Origin of the sequence: Streptomyces fodineus (assembly GCF_001735805.1) — a bacterium.
In the GTDB taxonomy this organism is placed as follows: domain Bacteria; phylum Actinomycetota; class Actinomycetes; order Streptomycetales; family Streptomycetaceae; genus Streptomyces; species Streptomyces fodineus.
On the sequence record NZ_CP017248.1, the window covers coordinates 1,717,546 to 1,733,124 of the forward strand.

Sequence of the window (15,579 nt, forward strand, 5' to 3'; positions counted from 1 at the left end):
CAGGGGTGGTTCGGGGGGCGCCAGCCGGGTGCGCAGGTACTCGGCCACCGCGGCCGGTGTGGGCTGGTCGAAGACGAGCGTGGCGGGCAGCGGCAGCCCGGTGGCCTCGCGGAGCCGGTTGCGCAGCTCGACGCCAGTCAACGAGTCGTAGCCCAGGTCGCGGAACGGCCGGTCGGGGCCGATCGCGATCGCACCCGAGTGGCCGAGCACCACGGCGGCCTGCTCGCGCACCAGCCGCAGCAGGGTGCCGCGGCGTTCGGTGTCCGACAGCCCGGCCAGCCGCTGCGACCAGGCGGAACCCGACGGCTGCGCCTCCGGCTCGAAGGCCTGGCGCAGGGCGCGCTGTGCCTCGGGGATCTCGGCGAACAACGGCCGGCTGCGGGCCGAGGTGAACAGCGGCATGAACCTCGCCCAGTCCACATCGGCCACCGACAGACCGGTCTCGGCACGTTCGAGGATGGTGCGCAGCGCGTCCAGCGCCGGACCGGGCGCGATCAGCGGCAGGCCCTGGCGGCGCAGCTGGCCGGCGTCCACCCCGTCCGGGAATCGGGCGCCGTCCCACACGCCCCAGGCCACCGAGGTCACCGGCAGACCGGTCGCGCGGGCCTGTTCGGCCAGCGCGTCCAGTTCGGCGTTGGCCGCGGCATAGGCGCCGTGGTCGCCGCTGCCCCACACTCCGGCGATGGAGGAGTAGAAGACCAGCGCGTCCAGCTCGGCCGGGTCGAGCAGTTCGAGGAGGTGCCGGGCGCCCTGGACCTTGGCGGTGAGTACGTCGGCGTACTCGGCCAGGTCGGTGCCGGTCAGCGGGGCCAGCCGCATCAGCGCGGCGGCGTGTACGACGGTGCGCACCGTCTCGCCCTGTTCGCGCAGCCCGGCCAGCAGCGCGGCGACGGCGGCCCGGTCGGCGATGTCGCAGGCCCGCGCGGTCAACCGTACGCCGAGGACGTCGAGTTCGGCGGCCAGCCCGGCGACTGTCTCGGCGCCCGCTCCGCTGCGGCTGACCAGCACCACGTGCCGCACGCCCTGCCCGGCGAGCCAGCGGGCGACCTCCGGGCCCAGCGCGCCGGTGCCACCGGTCACGAGCGCGGTGTCCCTGGCCTGCCAGCGGCCGGCCGGGCCGCCGGCGGGCGGGGCGTGCACCAGCCGCCGCAGCAGCGTGCCGGAACCGCGTACGGCCAGCTGGTCCTCCTCGCCCCAGCCACCGGCCAGCGCGGCGCGCAGCTGCTCCAGGGCGGCCTCGTCCGGTTCGGCGGGCAGGTCGACCAGGCCGCCCCAGAACGCCGGGTGTTCCAGCATCGCCACCCGGCCCAGGCCCCACACCTGCGCCGCGCTCGGCTCGCGCAGCGGGTCGGTGTCGCCGGCGCGGACCGCGCCGGAGGTCACCAGCCACAGCGGCACGGTCGCGGCCAGATCGCCCAGCGCCTGTACCAGTGCCAGGGTGGCGGCCACGCCGGCGGGCACCACCGGGTGTTCCGGGTGCGGGCGGCGGTCGGCGGCCAGCAGGGACAGCACGCCGCGTGGGGTGTGCTCGGCCAGTGCGCGGCGCAGCTCATCGGTCAGGGCGGCGCGGTCGGCGTGTTCGGTGTCCACGGTGAGGGCGCGCACCGGCAGGCCGCCGACGAGCGTCTTCAGCCAGTCCGGATCGGCGCCTGACGCGGGCACCAACGCCAGCCACTCGCCGTCCGGTTCGGTGTGCTCCGGTGCGCCCGCAGCGCGCCACTCGACCCGGTAGCGCCAGGTGTCGGACCGGGAGCCGGCCTGCTCGGCCAGCCAGTACCACCGGTGCTGGAAGGCGTAGGTGGGCAGGTCCACCTGCCGTGCGCCGGTGCCTGCGAACACCTCGGCCAGCCGCACCCCGGCCCCGCGGACGTGCGCCTCGGCCAGCGAGTGGGCGAACCGCGGCCAGCCGCCGTCGTCGCGGCGCAGCGTGGACAGGACGACGGCCCGCGCGCCGGCGGCGTCCACCGTCTCCTGCACGCCCGGGGCGACCACCGGGTGCGGACTGATCTCGATGAAAGTGCCGATCCCGGTGTCCAGCGCGGCGCGCACGGCGTCGGCGAAGCGGACGGTTCGGCGCAGGTTGGTGTACCAGTAGTCGCCGGTGAGTTCGCGGGTGTCCAGCCGCTGCCCGGTGACCGTGGAGTACAGCTCGATCCGCGTCGTCTCCGGGCTGATTCCGGCGAGCAGCCCGGCGAGACTGTCCTTGACGGCGGTGACCTGGGTGGAGTGCGAGGCGTAGTCCACGGCGATGCGCCGGGCCCGTACCCCGCGTGCCTCGCAGTCGGCCCGCAGCTCCTCCAGGGCGGAGGGGTCCCCGGATACGACGGTGGAGGCGGGGCTGTTGATCGCGGCAACGTCCAGCCGGTCGTCGGCGAACAGGGCCCGGACCTCCTCGGCGGGCAGCGCCACCGACATCATGCCGCCCTTGCCGGACAGTCCGGTCAGCGCGCGGCTGCGCAGGCACACCACCGCGGCGGCGTCGTCCAGGGACAGTGCCCCGGCCACGCAGGCCGCGGCGATCTCGCCCTGCGAGTGGCCGATCACCGCCTCCGGTTCCACGCCGTGCGCACGCCACAGCGCGGCCAGCGACACGGTGACCGCGAAGGTCACCGGCTGCACCACGTCGACCCGTTCCAGCGACGGTGCGCCCGGCACACCGCGCAGGACGTCCAGCACCGACCAGTCGACGTATGTCTCGATCGCGGCGGCGCACTCGGCCAGCCGGGCGGCGAACACCGGTGCGGAGTCCAGCAGTTGCAGTGCCATCCCGGCCCACTGCGCACCCTGGCCGGGGAACACGAACGCCACCCGCCGCGCCGTGTCGGCCGCTGTGCCGCGCAGCACGCCCGGGGTGTCCCGGCCCTCGGCCAGCGCGGCGAGCCGTTCGCCCAGTTGCTCCGGGCCGGCGGCCAGCACGACCGCGCGGTGTTCCAGGGCGGCCCGGCCGGCGACGCTGGACCAGGCGATGTCCAACAGCCTGTCACCGGGGTGACCGGCGAGGTGCGCACGCAGCCGCGCGGCCTGCGCGCGCAGTGCGTCCTCCGTCTGACCGGACAGAGCGACGGGCAGCAGCCGCGGCTCGGTGTCCGGCCGCGCCGCACCGGACTGAGGGGCCTGCCCGGCTTCCGGCCGCCCGGAACCCGAGACGTCGACCCGCTCGTCCTCCCCCTGCTCGATGATGACGTGCGCATTGGTGCCGCTGATGCCGAACGAGGACACCCCGGCTCGGCGCGGGCGGCCGGTGTCCGGCCAGGGCTGTTCCCCGGTGAGCAGCCGGACCCCGCCGGATGCCCAGTCCACGTGCGGGGAGGGCTCGTCCACGTGCAGCGTGCGGGGCAGCACACCGTGCCGCAGCGCCTGCACCATCTTGATCACGCCGGCCACCCCGGCCGCGGCCTGCGCGTGCCCGATGCCGGACTTGACCGACCCCAGCCACAGCGGATCGCCGTCGCGGCCCTGGCCGTAGGTGGCAAGCAGCGCCTGTGCCTCGATCGGGTCGCCCAGGGGCGTCCCGGTGCCGTGGCCCTCCACCGCGTCGACGTCCTGAGCGGACAGCCCGGCGGCGGCCAGCGCGGCGCGGATCACCCGCTCCTGCGCGGGACCGTTGGGTGCCGTCAGGCCGTTGGACGCGCCGTCCTGGTTGACCGCCGAGCCGCGCACCACGGCCAGCACGCGGTGGCCGCGCCGGCGTGCCGCGGACAGCGGCTCGAGCAGCAGCAGGCCGACGCCCTCGGACCAGCCGGTGCCGTCGGCCGCCCCGGCGAAGGACTTGCACCGACCGTCCGCGGCCAGCCCGCGCTGCCGGGAGAACGCGGTGAACGTGGTCGGCTCGGCCATCACCGTCACCCCGCCGGCCAGCGCCAGCGAGCACTCCCCGGCGCGCAGCGCCTGCGCCGCCAGGTGCAGTGCCACCAGCGAGGAGGAGCACGCCGTGTCCACGGTGACCGCGGGCCCCTGCAGGCCGAGGGTGTAGGCGACCCGGCCGGAGGCGACGCTCGCGGCGGTGCCGGTGAGCAGGTGCCCCTCGACGCCCTCGGGCAGCTCGCGCAGCGTGGTGCCGTAGTCGTGGTACATCACGCCGGTGAACACGCCGGTCTGGCTGCCGCGCACCGAGAACGGGTCGATCCCCGCCCGTTCCAGGGTCTCCCAGGCGATCTCCAGCAGCAGCCGCTGCTGCGGGTCCATCGCCAGCGCCTCGCGCGGCGAGATCCCGAACAGCCCGGCGTCGAAGCGGCCGGCGTCGTAGAGGAATCCGCCGTGCCGGGTGTAACTGGTGCCGGGGTGGTCCGGGTCCGGGTCGTACAGGCCGGTGACGTCCCAGCCGCGGTCGGTGGGGAAGGTGCCGATGGCGTCGCCGCCGGAGGCCACCAGGTCCCACAGGTCCTCCGGGGAAACGATCCCGCCCGGGAAGCGGCAGGCCATGCCGATGATCGCGATGGGCTCGTCCGCGGCGGCGGCCACCACCGGCAGGGCGGCCGCCGCAGAGGTGTCACCGACGAGTTCGGCGCGCAGGTACCCGGCGAGTCCGGCGGGGGTGGGGTGGTCGAACACCACCGTCGCGGGCAGCCGTACGCCGGTGACCCGGCCCAGCCGGTTGCGCAGTTCCACCGCGGTCAGCGAGTCGAAGCCGAAGTCCTTGAACGGCCGGTCCGGTGACAGCCCGCCGGGGTCCGAGTGGCCGAGCACCACCGCCGCCTGGGTCAGCACCAGGTCCTGGAGCACCCGCAGCGGCTCCTGCTCGGCGAGCCTGCGGCGCAGCCCGTCGGCGCCGTCCGCCGCACCCTCGGCGGCGGGGCGGCGTACGACCGGCACGAGTGAGCGCAGCACCGGGGACAGCACGCCCTCGGCCGCCCGCTCGCGCAGCGCCACCGGGTCCAACCGGGCGGCCACCAGCACCGGTTCGTCCAGGGCGGTGGCCGCGTCGAACACGTCCAGCGCGGTGCCGGAGTCCAGCGGCAGCACCCCGGCGCGGGCCAGCCGGGCCCGGTCGGTGCCGGCCATCCGCTCGGTCATCCCGCTGTTCTCGGCCCACAGCCCCCAGGCGACCGCCGTCGCGGGCAGCCCGGCGGCGCGGCGCCGCGCGGCCAGCCCGTCCAGTGCGGCGTTGGCTGCCGCGTACGCGGCCTGCCCGGCGTTGCCCAGCGTCCCGGCCACCGAGGAGAACAGCACGAACCGGGTGAGGTCCAGGTCCCGGGTCAGCTCGTCCAGCCACCGTGCGCCGTCCACCTTCGCCCGGAACACCTCCGCCACGCGCTGCGGGGTGAGCGCGGCCAGTACACCGTCGTCGAGGATCCCGGCCGCGTGCACCACCGCGGTCACCGGGTGCTCGGCCAGCAGCGCGGCCACCGCCTCCCGCTCGGCCACGTCACAGCCCACCACCGCCACCTCGGCGCCCTGCTCGGCCAGTTCGGCGGCCAGCTCGGCCATACCGGGCGCGTCAGGGCCGCGCCGGGAGGCCAGCACCAGGCCGCGCACCCCGTGACGGCCCACCAGATGCCGCGCCACCAGGCGACCAAGGGTGCCGCTCGCGCCGGTGATCAGCACGGTGTCCTCGGCCGACCAAGGCGCGGCACCGGCCGGCTCGGTCACCCGGGCCAGCCTCGGCACGAGCAACTGCCCGGCGCGCAGCGCCAGTTGTGCTTCCCCGGTTCCGGCCAGCCGGGGCAGCAGCGCCTCGGACGCAGCGTGCCCGTCGGTGTCCGCCAGCACGAAGCGGTCCGGGTTCTCCGTCTGCGCGCTGCGCAGCAGCCCCCACACCGCCGCGGCGTCGGGGTCGACCGGCTCCCCGGGGGCGGCGGCCACGGCCCGGCGGGTGAGCAGTACGAGCCTGGAGTCGGCGAACCGTTCCTCCGCCAGCCAGCGCTGCGCCAGCGCCAGGGCGTCGGTCACCCCGGTCACCGCGACGCCCACCGCGGCGGGCACCTGATCGCCCAGCTCGTCGAGCCCGCCCGGGCCCGTCGGGAAGGCCCATGCGCCGTCCCGCGCCGGGGACGCCGGCGGGACCCAGCCGGTGCGGTACAGGTGATCCCGGCGGCCGGCGGCGAGTTGCCCGGCGGTCACCGGGCGGAAGGCCAGCGAGTCGATCACGAGGACGGGGTTGTCCTCGGCGTCGCTCAGGGTGATCGACACCGCTCCCCCGGCCGCGGGGCGCAACCGCACCCGCGCCGCGGCGGCACCGGCCCGGTACAGCCGGACCCCGGTGAACGCGAACGGCAGCGCGGTCGTGGCAGTGCCGTCGGCTGGGATTGCCGCGTGCAGCGCCGCGTCCAGCAGGGCCGGATGCAGCCCGAACGCCCCGGCTTCCCCTGCCGCCGGTTCGGGCAGGGCGACCTCGGCGAACAGGTGCTCGCCGTGCCGCCACAGCCGGCGCAGGCCCTGGAACACCGGCCCGTAGCCGTAGCCGAGGCGGGCCAGTGACTGGTAGTGGTCGGCGGGTTCGACCGGGGTGGCGCCCTCCGGCAGCCAGCGGCCGATCCGGGACGCGGGCACCTCGGCCCGGCCGAGCCTGCCCGTGGCGTGGTGGGTCCACTCCGTACGGCCGTCCGCCCGGGAGTACACCTCACCGCCACCCGGCCGGGAGTACACGTCCACGGTGCGGCCGCCGTCCTCGTCCGGCGCGCCGAGCACCACCTGCACCCGCACGCCGCCGCGCTCGGGCAGCGGCAGCGGCGCGTGCACGGTGAGCTCCTCCAGCACCGCGCAGCCCGCCTCATCCCCGGCGCGGACGGCCAGCTCGACGAACGCGGCACCGGGCAGTACGACGGTGCCGGACACCGCGTGGTCGGCGAGCCAGGGCTGGCGCTGCCGGGACAGCTCACCGGTCAGCAGCAGCTCTCCGGTGGAGGCCACCGGCGCGGCGGCGCCCAGCAGCGGGTGCGCGGTGGCGTCCAGCCCGAGCCCGGCCGGATCCGCTCCGCCCGCCGGGGTGGCCAGCCAGTAGCGCTCCCGCTGGAACGCGTAGGTGGGCAGCTCGGCCCGGTGGCCCGCGGCGCCGAACGCGGCGGTCCAGTCCACCCGGACCCCGCGCACATGGGCCTCGGCCAGCGACAGCAGGAACCGGCCGGGGCCGCCCTGGTCGCGGCGGAGCGAACCCACCACCACGGCCGTGCTGCCCGCCGACTCGACGGTGTCCTGCACGGCCGCGGTGAGGATCGGGTGCGGGCCGGCCTCCACGAACACCCGGTGCCCGGCGTCGTCCAGCGCGCGGATCGTCTGCTCGAACCGGACGGTCTCACGCAGGTTCCGGTACCAGTACTCGGCGTCCAGGACCGCGGTGTCCAGCCGCTCGCCGGTCACCGTGGAGTAGAACGGGATCTCGGCGGTGCGCGGCTGAACTCCGGCGAGCCGCTCCAGCAGTTCGGCGCGGATGCGTTCCACCTGAGGGGAGTGCGAGGCGTAGTCCACAGCGACCAGCCGGGCCCGTACGTCTTCGGCGGTCAGCTCGGCTTCCAGTTCCCGCAGCGGTCCGGGTTCGCCGGACAGCACCACCGCGGCGGGCCCGTTGACCGCGGCCACCGACACCCGTCCGGCCCAGGGCGCCAGCCGCGGTGCCAGCTCGTCGACCGGCAGTGCCACCGACATCATCCCGCCGGCGCCGGACAACGCGCTCAGCGCGGCGCTGCGCAGCGCGCTCACCTTCGCCGCGTCGCGCAGGGACAGGGCTCCCGCCACACAGGCCGCCGCGATCTCACCCTGCGAATGCCCCACCACCGCATCCGGCTCGACCCCGAACGACCGCCACAGCGCCGCCAGCGACACCATCACCGCGAACGACACCGGCTGCACCACATCCACCCGCTCCAACGACGGCTGACCGGCCTCACCCCGCAACACACCCAGCAACGACCAGCCCACGAACTCACCCAGCGCCGAGGCACATTCGGCCAATCGGGCGGCGAACACAGGCGAGGACTCCAGCAGTTCCAGCGCCATCCCCGCCCACTGCGCACCCTGACCGGGGAACACGAACACCGTGCGGCCGTCCACGTCGGCCACCCCCCGCACCAGGCCGGGCGACTCCGCGTCGGCGGCCAGGGTGCGCAGGCCCCGTACCAGGTCCGCGCGGTCGGTGGCGGTGAGTACGGCGCGGTGCTCCAGCCCGGCGCGGGTGGTGGCGGCAGCGCGCGCGACGTCCTCCAGGGGTGCCCCCGGCTCACTCTCCAGGTACGCGGCCAGCCGCTCCGCCTGTGCGCGCAACGCGGCCGCGGTCTGCCCGGACACCACCACGGGTACCGGACCGGACCGCAGCACCGGATCCGGCCCGACCGCGGGCTGCGCCGCCTCGGGCGCCTGCTCGACGATCAGATGCGCGTTGGTGCCGCTGATCCCGAACGAGGACACACCGGCCCGGCGCGGCCGGTCGCGCTCGGGCCAGGGCCGCGCCTCGGTGAGCAGGCGCACGTCGCCGGCCGACCAGTCCACATAGGGCGAGGCCTCGTCCACGTGCAGCGTGCGCGGCAGCAGCCCGTGCCGCATCGCCTGCACCACCTTGATCACCCCGGCTACCCCGGCCGCCGCCTGGGTGTGGCCGATGTTGGACTTCAGGGATCCCAGCCACAGCGGCTCGCCGGCGCGGCCCTGGCCGTAGGTGGCCAGCAGCGCCTGGGCCTCGATCGGGTCGCCCAGCGTGGTGCCGGTGCCGTGCGCCTCCACCAGGTCCACGTCCGCGCCGGACAGACCGGCGGCGGCCAGCGCGGAGCGGATCACCCGTTCCTGTGCGGGGCCGTTGGGCGCGGTGAGCCCGTTGGACGCGCCGTCCTGGTTCACCGCCGAGCCGCGCAGTACGGCCAGCACCGGGTGGCCGTTGGCCCGCGCGTCGGACAGCCGCTCCAGTACGAGCTGCCCGGCACCCTCCGCCCAACCGGTGCCGTCGGCCGCCGCCGCGAACGACTTGCACCGCCCGTCGGGTGCGAGCCCGCGCTGCCGGGAGAACTCCACGAAGATGCCCGGCGTGGACATCACCGTCACCCCGCCGGCCAGCGCCAGCGAGCACTCTCCGGCGCGCAGCGCCTGCGCCGCCAGGTGCACCGCGACCAGCGACGAGGAGCACGCCGTGTCCACGGTGACCGCCGGGCCCCGCAGTCCCAGGCTGTAGGCGATCCGGCCGGAGGCGACGCTGGCCGTCGTGCCGGTCAGCACATAGCCGTCCAGGCCGGCGGCGCCCTCGTGCATCCGCGGGCCGTAGTCCTGGGCCATCACCCCGGCGAACACCCCGGTCGTGCTGTCCCGCAGGGACAGCGGGTCGATCCCGGCCCGCTCCAGCGCCTCCCAGGACGTCTCCAGCAGCAGCCGCTGCTGCGGATCCATGGCCAGCGCCTCGCGCGGCGAGATACCGAACAGCCCGGCGTCGAACTCGGCCGCCCCGTAGAGGAATCCGCCGGTACGCGCGTAGCTGCGGCCCGGCCGGTCCGGGTCGGCGTCGAACAGCCCGTCCAGGTCCCAGCCGCGGTCGGTGGGGAAGTCGCCGATCGCGTCGCCGCCGGAGGCCACCAGGTCCCACAGGTCCTCGGGCGAGCCGACCCCGCCGGGGAACCGGCAGGCCACCCCGACGATCGCGATCGGCTCGGCGGCGGGCACAGCGACGGCGGGCGCCGTGTGCACCGGTGTCCCGGTGGCCAGCTCGGCGATCAGGTGCTCCGCGATCCGTTGTGGGGTCGGATGGTCCAGTACGACCGTGGCCGGCAGCCGTAACCCCGTCACCTCGGCCAGCCGCTGTCCCAGCTCCACCGTCATCAGCGAACCGAAGCCCAGATCCCTGAACGGGCGGCGTACGTCCAGCTCTTCGGCGGAGTCCAGCTCCAGCGCCGCGGCCACCTCGGCGCGCACCAGCGCCCGCACCGCCTGCTCCCGCTCGGCCGCGGGCAACCCGGCGAGCCGCGAGACCGGCGCCGTCGGCACCTCGGCCGCCGGCCCCTCCGGTACGGCAGGAGATGCGCCGCCGGTGGCCGTGACCCCGGCGATCCAGTGCCGCCGCCGCTGGAAGGGGTAGGTGGGCAACGGGATCCGCCGTGCCCCGGAGCCGGCGTAGAACCGCGCCCAGTCCACCGGCACTCCGCGCGCGTGCACCCGGGCCACCGCGGTCAGCAGCGACCGCAGGTCCGGGCGCTCCCCGCCGGCCATCGCGGAGACGAACGCCACGTCCTGCGGGGCGCTGCCCGGGCCCATCGCGCTCAGTGTCCCGTCCGGACCCAGTTCCAGGAACGTGCGCGCGCCCTGCGCACAGGCCGTGGCGATCGCGTCGGCGAACCGCACCGTGTCGCGGGTGTGCCGCGCCCAGAACTCCGGCCAGTCGAGGCCTGTCACGTCCAGCTCGGTGCCGGTCAGCGAGGAGATGACCGGCAGGGCCGGCCGCTGCCAGTCGATGCGGGCCGCGGCGGCGCGCATCGCGTCCAGGATGCCGTCCACGTGGGCCGAGTGGCTGGCCATCGGGACCTGGATCCGCCGGGTGCGCCGGCCCCTGGCGGACCAGCGGCCCGCGATCGCCAGCGTGGCTTCCTCGTCCCCGGAAATCACCGTGGCGGTCGGGGAGTTGAGCGCGGCGATCGACACCAGCCCGCCGGTTTCCCCGACGTCCGGCAGCAGCTCCGCCTCGGACGCCTCCACCAGCACCATCGCCCCACCGGGCGGGATGTCCTGCATCAGCCGGCCGCGGGTGGCCACCAGCGCGCAGGCGTCGGGCAGCGGCATCGCCCCGGCGACGTGCAGGGCGGCCAGCTCGCCGAAGGAGTGGCCGAGGACCGCGTCCGGGGCGATCCCCCAGCTCTCCACCAGCCGGAACAGCCCCACTTGGACGGCGAACAACGCGGGCTGTGTGTACGTCGGTTCGTCCAGCAGTGCCGCGTCGGCCGAACCGTCCTCGGCGAACATCACCTCCAGCAGCGGCCGCGGCAGGTGCGGGCGCATCCGCTCGCCGATCTCGTCCACCGCCGCGGCGAACACCGGGTGGCGCCGGTAGATCTCGCGGCCCATCCCCGGCCGCTGGTTGCCCTGGCCGGCGAACAGGAACACCGTCCGCCCCTCGACGGCCGTACCGCGCACCACCCGTGCGTGCGCCGTGTCCTGGGCCAGCGCCTCCAGCAGGCCGGGTACCTCCTCGGCCGACTCGGCGACCAGCACCGCCCGCCGCGGGAGCCGGCTGCGCGTGGTGGCCAGCGAGTAGGCCAGGTCCACCGGGGATGCCGCCGCCGATTCGCCGACCAGACCCGCCAGTTCGGTCAGCGCCGCCGGGGTCCGCGCGGACAACGGCAGCAGCACCGGGCCGTCGTACCGGCCGGCGTCCCGGTCCGGCGCCGGACCGGGGGCGGGCGGCTCCGCCAGCACCACGTGGCAGTTGGCCCCGCCCATGCCGAACGAGCTCACCCCGGCCAGCAGCGGGCCCTTTGCCGCGGGCCACGGCCCGGTCTCGGTGACCACGCGCAGCCCCAGCTCCGCAAGCGGGATCCGTGGATTCGGGGTGCGGAAGTTCAGGCTGGGCACCAGTTCCCGGCGCGACAGGCACAGGACCGTCTTGAGCAGCCCGGCGATCCCGGCCGCGCCCTCCAGGTGCCCGATGTTCGTCTTCACCGAGCCGACCAGCAGCGGCCGCTCGCGCCGGGCCACCGCGCCCAGCGCCGCGGCCTCGACCGGGTCGCCGAGCGGCGTTCCGGTGCCGTGCAGTTCCACGTAGCTCAGCTCGGCCGGGGACACCCCGGCCGCCGCGCAGGCCAGCCGCAGCACCTCCGTCTGCGCCTCCTGGCGCGGGGCGGTCAGCGCATCGCCGCCGCCGTCGTTGTTGGTGGCACTGCCCCGGATCACCGCGTGGACGGTGTCCCCGTCGGCCAGCGCCGCCGACAGCGGCTTGAGCACCAGCACCGCGCCGCCCTCGCCGCGCACGAACCCGGCCGCCCGCTCGTCGAAGGTGTAGCAGCGCCCGTCCGGCGAGATCGCGCCCAGCGCCCGGGTGATGTCGTAGCCGTCCTGGGCGATGTTCAGCTGGACGCCACCGGCCAGCGCCACCGTGCACTCCCCTGCCGCGAGCGCCCGGCAGGCCAGGTGCACCGCGACCAGCGCGGAGGACTGCGCGCTGTCCACCACCAGGCTCGGCCCGCGCAGCCCCAGCGCGTACGACACCCGGTTGGCGATCAGCGCCCGGTTGCGTCCGGTGGCCGAGTGCGGGCTCAGCCGCGTGCCGCGCAGGGTGGCGTAGTCGTCGGAGGTGGCGCCGACGTACACCCCGGTGGCGTGTGCACCGTCTCCCGGGACGATCCCGGCGTCCTCGAAGGCCTCCCAGGCCAGCTCCAGCACCAGCCGCTGCTGCGGGTCCAGTACGGCCGCCTCGCCCGGGGAGATGCCGAAGAACCCCGCGTCGAACGAGTCGACCTGGTCCAGGAAACCCGCCCGCACCGGCTCACCGGAGGGCAGCACGGGCACGGCCGGGCCGTCGGGGTGACAGCGCCGCGGACCGGGTTCGCCCAGCGCGTCCCGCCCGTCGCGCAGCAGCCGCCAGAACTCGGCGGGGTTCGCCGCCCCCGGCAGCCGGCACGCCAGGCCGACGACCGCGACCGGTTCCCGACCGGCAGCAGGCCCCACTCGGTCACCCACGCGTGATTCCCCCTCCACTCCACGTCACGTCGCCTCACGGGCGAGGACACGCCGGTCTGCCCGGCGGGCACTCCGGACGGACAACTGCCGTGATCCTGTCGGGCAGTCGGATGTCCGGTCGTAGGCATCCGGCGCGTTCAGACGGCAGGCATGCCGCCGCGCCGGACCGCGGCGGCACCAGGCCGGCCGCACTCGGGATCGCTCGCGGACCGGCCTCGGACACCGGCCCGCCGCGGGCAGGTGGTCACCACGCCGTGACCGCCCTTCCCCGGACCACTGCGGCAGGTGTGGTCAAGGCACCTGCCGCGAGCAGCGGGACACCGGTCCGCTCAGGCCCGGACGAACTCCACCGGCACTCTCAGCGCCACCGTGTGCTTGCTGTTGTTGGCCCAGGGCACCGGACCGGTCAGCCGCACCTCGGCGACCCGGTCGAGCAGCACGCCGAACAGCGTGCGCAGTTCGATGCGGGCCAGGTCCACCGCGAGGCAGCTGTGCGGCCCGTGGCCGAAGGCCAGGTGCGGGTTGGGGTCGCGGCGCACGTCGAAGGACATGGCGTCGGCGAACACACTCTCGTCCCGGTTGGCGGAGGACCACCACAGCGTCACCTTGTCGCCGCGGCGGAACCGCACATCGCGGAAGGTGAAGTCCTCTGTCGCCGTGCGCCGGTTGTACGGCGTCGGCGTGGACCAGCGCATCATCTCCTCGATCGCGCTGCCCAGCAGGGAGCGGTCCGCGCGCAGTGCCTGCCACTGGTCCGGCCGCTCGGCCAGGGCGAGCAGGCCCACCGCGATGACGTTACGGGTGGGCTCGCTGCCGGCCAGGGTCAGCAGGTTGACGAACACCTCGCGCTCGTACTCGCGCAGCGGCGGCTCGCCGTGGCCGTCCGGCAGGTCACCGGCGGCGATCAGGGACAGGAAGTCCTGGGCCGGTTGGGCGCGCTTGTCGGCGATCAGTTTGACGCCGTACTGGTACATGGCGAGCAGCGCGGCCTGGCTGCGTGAGGAGGACTCGCCGGAGTCGCGGTCCTCGTAGCCCATGACGACCTCGGTCCAGTCGACGAACTGCGGCCAGTCCGCGCGCGGTATTCCCATCAGCGCGGCCATGACCTCGACGGAGAACCGGCCGGCGACATCGTTCTGGAAGTCGCACGAGCCCTGCTCCACGACCTCGGAGATGATCGCCTCGGCGCGTTCGGTGATGGCCGGGGTCAGTGCGTCCAGCACCGGGCCGGTGACCGAGGGGGTGACCAGATCGCGCAGCAGCCGGTGCCGCGGGTCGTCCATCATGTTCAGCATCGCGCCGGAGTAGGTGCCGGCGGGCAGGTCGTCGAGGTGGGTGCCGCCGCCCTCGCGGTCGCCGCCGCCCTGGGAGGACAGCAGCGGATGGGCCGCGGCCTCGACCACGTCGGCGTAGCGGGAGAGCACCCAGAAGTTCTCACCGTCGCGGGTGCGGCCGGGCGGGTGCAGCAGGATGGGTGCTTCCCGGCGGAGCCGGGCGAAGACCTCGTGCGGGAATCCGTCGCCGAAACGGTCCTGATCGCTCAGATCGAACCCGCCGAGAACGGCGGGTAACTCGCTTTGGCGAACCTCGGTGGCACTTCGTGATAACGGGAGGGCGGGTTGTTCCAAGGACATGAAACTCTCCATTTGCACTGACGTATCGAGGGACGCCAAAAACATCAGCAGTGTCACCCGATCGTGGAAATCGCGTCAAGCGGCTGCCGACCCCAACCAGTGTGATGTATCTGAGGTTTCAGCTGTGAGTCCGTTGTTGTTTCCGTGCCGCATCGAAGTCTCCGGGCTCCCGGAATCACATAATCCGCAAAGGAACGGCTTCTAGGAGCGGCGGGGCACGGGGATGACGTAGCGGCTGAAGAGGAGTTCGCGCAGGACGTCGTCACCCCCTTCCACGAGGGAGACGTAGCGGATGTCGCGCATCAGCTTGCCGATGGGCAGTTCGTGGGTGTAGCCGAGTCCGCCGAACATCTCGGAGCCCGCGCTCGCCACCTCCCAGCCGGCCTGGCCGCAGAACATCTTCGCGGTCAGGGCGGACTTCAGGGTGCCCTGGCGGTGGAAGAGGGCGGCGGCACCGGGGTCCGCCATGATCGCGTCGTAGTCGCGGGCGGCCCGCAGACAGTGGCTCTTCATGACGTCGATCTGCATCTCCATCTGCCCGAGCCGCTGCGCGAACACGGGGCTGTCCAGGAGGGCGCCCTCGCGGAACGGCTTGCCCTTGGCGTAGGTCATGCAGTGGTCGCGGATGCGGCGGGCGACCCCGATCGCGGTGGCGGCGATCAGGATGCGGCTGGCGTTGAGACCGATCTCCAGCAGCCTGAGGCCCGCCCCGTCCAGGCGGTTCGCGGCGGGGACACGGCAGCCCTTCAGGCTGACCTGGTAGGTGTGCGAGGCGCGCAGACCGATGACGTCCCAGCGTTGGACGACCTCGACGCCGGGGGTGTCGCGCGGGACCAGCACGGCGTGGTACGCCTCGGGATCCTCGGCCGAGCGGGCGATGACGACGAGGAAGTCGGCGAAGTCGGTGTTGGTCGAGAAGAACTTCTCGCCGGTGACGACGAGTTCGTCCCCGTCCGCCGCGACCACGGTGTCGATCTTGGCGAGTTCGCTGCCCGCGGCCCGTTCGCTGCCCAGGGTCGCACAGAACGAGCCCCGGGCGGCCATCGGCGCGAGATGACGGGCCTTCAGCTCCTCGGAGCCGTACAGCTGCACGATGCTGGTGCCCAGCACCGAGATGAAGAGCGTGAAGGCCACCCCGGCGTCGCCGTAGGAGATCTCGTTGACGATCTCGACGCTGTCCTCGAGGCCGAGCCCGCGCCCGCCGAGCTCCCGCGGCAGCCACCAGTTGGCCAGTCCGGTCTCCCGGAACCTCTCGTAGACGTCCGACGGCTTGTCGTCGAGCGCGTCCAGCTCCGTGTGACGGCCGTCGAGGCACTCCTTGACGAAGGTGCGAACGGCCTTCAGGTCTTCCGGTTTCATCTCTCCA

Annotated in this window: 2 protein-coding genes and 1 pseudogene; all 3 read right to left on the reverse strand. The window is 74.6% G+C overall.

Annotation, left to right across the window (positions count from 1 at the left end):
• Window positions 1-47: 47 nt before the first annotated feature.
• Window positions 48-12,579, reverse strand: a pseudogene (locus BFF78_RS07125) (SDR family NAD(P)-dependent oxidoreductase); the annotation flags it as partial.
• A 329-nt stretch (window positions 12,580-12,908) separates the two neighbouring features.
• Window positions 12,909-14,213 carry a cytochrome P450 gene (locus tag BFF78_RS07130; RefSeq protein WP_069777508.1) on the reverse strand — a complete coding sequence of 435 codons (1,305 nt, stop codon included), beginning with the start codon at window positions 14,211-14,213 and terminating at the stop codon, window positions 12,909-12,911.
• A 201-nt stretch (window positions 14,214-14,414) separates the two neighbouring features.
• Window positions 14,415-15,572 (reverse strand): acyl-CoA dehydrogenase family protein, encoded by a 1,158-nt coding sequence (locus BFF78_RS07135; RefSeq protein WP_069777509.1) that lies wholly within the window; start codon window positions 15,570-15,572, stop codon window positions 14,415-14,417.
• Between the last annotated feature and the right edge of the window lie 7 nt (window positions 15,573-15,579).

Coding starts and splice junctions, on each gene's coding strand:
- BFF78_RS07130 (WP_069777508.1), bottom strand. CDS start 14,213: ATGTCCTTGGAACAACCCGCCCTCCCGTTATCACGAAGTGCCACCGAG.
- BFF78_RS07135 (WP_069777509.1), bottom strand. CDS start 15,572: ATGAAACCGGAAGACCTGAAGGCCGTTCGCACCTTCGTCAAGGAGTGC.